The 2,307-nt window shown below is 34.9% G+C and carries 1 protein-coding gene; it reads left to right on the top strand.

The genetic code is table 11. The features are described from left to right. A partial coding sequence (lon, locus tag ACZQCL_RS08845; protein ID WP_482482875.1) for an endopeptidase La occupies positions 1–2,307 on the top strand: 2,307 nt, incomplete at both ends.

Genomic DNA, 2,307 nt, shown 5'->3' with positions numbered 1-2,307 from the left:
TTGATGTAGGAAGAGATACTTCTGTACATGCTGTTGAAAATGCACAGGATAATTATGATAAAAAGATTTGTTTATTTTCTCAAAAAGAACTTGAACAAGAAAATCCTGGAAAAGAAGATATATATTCTGTAGGAACTTTATGTGAAGTTCGTCATATTCGTCGTTTTGATAACTTTTTACGTGTAAAGTTTCGTGGAATTAAACGTGTTAAGCTAAATAATTGGATCAATGGAAGCCTAAGTGATTTAGCCGAAGTTGAAATTCTTGAAAGTGAAAAACAGGATGCTGTTGAAGAAGAAGCTTTGATTCGTATGATCGCAGATGAGCTTGATCGTATGCAAGGTCAAGATCGTTTTGTGACTAAAGAAATTGTTATGGAAATTTCAAAGGGTATGGGCGGTGAATTCTTAAGTGATAAAGCTGTTCAAGGATTGCCTTTAGATATCGAAAGAAAACAACAGTATCTTGAAACATTAGGGGTAAATGATCGTCTAATGATGTTGCTTCAAGATATGGCTAAAGAGAAAAAGATGAGTGAAGTTGAACAACAAATCAACGAAACTGTCAAAGAAAGAATTGATCAAGGACAAAAAGATTACTATCTTCGTGAAAAGATGAATGTCATTCGTGAAGAATTAGGGGATACAGTTGCCCAAGATGAAGATGCGGCTAAGATTCGTAAGCGTTTAGCTGAAAATCCATACCCAGACTACATTAAGAAAAAGGTATCGGATGAAGTGAGTCGTTATGAAATGCTACCTATGGCAAGTGGAGAAACAGGTGTTATTAAATCTTATATTGATTGGTTAATGGATCTTCCTTGGTGGCAAGAAACGAAGGACAATGAAGATTTAAATGAAGCTGAAGCTATTTTAAGCGCAGATCACTATGGTCTAGAAAAAGTAAAAGAACGTATTCTAGAGTATTTGGCTGTTAAACAAATGACAAATTCATTGAATGCACCAATTATTTGTTTGGTAGGTCCTCCAGGAGTTGGTAAAACGTCTTTGGCAAAAAGTGTTGCTAGAGCTTTAGATCGTAAATTTGTGAAAATGTCACTTGGTGGTGTTCGCGATGAAGCAGAGATTCGTGGTCACAGAAGAACATATTTAGGAGCTTTACCTGGACGTATCATTCAAGGTATGAAAAAGGCAGGCGTTACGAATCCAGTGTTCTTGATTGATGAAATTGATAAAATGGCTAGTGATTATAAGGGAGATCCATCAAGTGCAATGCTTGAAGTATTGGATCCTGAACAAAATTCAGTATTCTCAGATCACTATATTGAAGAGCCTTATGATTTATCAAAAGTATTATTCATCGCAACCGCAAACTATTTAGAGAATATTCCACCTGCATTAAGAGATCGTTTGGAAATTATCGAATTATCAAGCTATACAGATGCAGAAAAGGTTCATATTGCCAAGGATCACTTAGTTCCTAAACAATTAGGATTAAATGGTTTAAAAGCGTCTCAGTTAAAAATTGATGATGATATGTTACTATATTTAATTCGTTACTATACTCGTGAAGCGGGAGTTCGTTCTTTAGAGCGTACAATTGCGACAATTTGCCGTAAAACAGTATTGGCTATCTTAAAAAACAACAAACGTAGCATTAAATTGACTAAAAAATTAGTTCATGAGTGGTTGGGTAATGAAAAAGTTGATTATGGTAAAAAAGAAAAGAAAGATCAAGTTGGAACTGTAACAGGACTTGCCTATACAAGTTTTGGTGGGGATATCCTTCAAATTGAGGCAACTCGCTTTACAGGAAAAGGAAGACTTGTTCTTACTGGACAATTAGGTGATGTCATGAAGGAAAGTGCTAGTATTGCGCTAGACTATGTTCGTACGCATGCAAATGAATTCAAAATTGATCCTAAATTGTTTGAAGAAAATGATGTACATATTCACGTACCAGAAGGTGCGGTTCCTAAAGATGGACCGAGTGCTGGTGTTACAATGACAACGGCATTGGTATCTTGTTTCTCTAATATTCCAGTTAAGGCGAATTTAGCTATGACTGGTGAAGTTACGCTAAGAGGAAATGTTCTTCCTATTGGTGGATTGAAAGAGAAATCATTGGCAGCACATCGTTCTGGAATTGATACGATCTTGATTCCAAAAGAAAATGTAAAAGACTTTACATATATTAATAATTTAGAGATTGAACAAGAGAAAACAGAAAAAATTAATGAAATAGAAATGTATAGGTATGAGGGAAAATTAATATGTGGCAGAACAGTGAAGGCAAGTGCTTATGTTGTAGGATATACATTTATAATAGATAAAATTCCTTGTAATA

It is taken from the genome of Holdemanella sp. (genome assembly GCF_056804935.1).
Note: the sequence above shows the minus strand (reverse complement) of the source record. Positions and strands in the feature narration are given on the sequence as shown.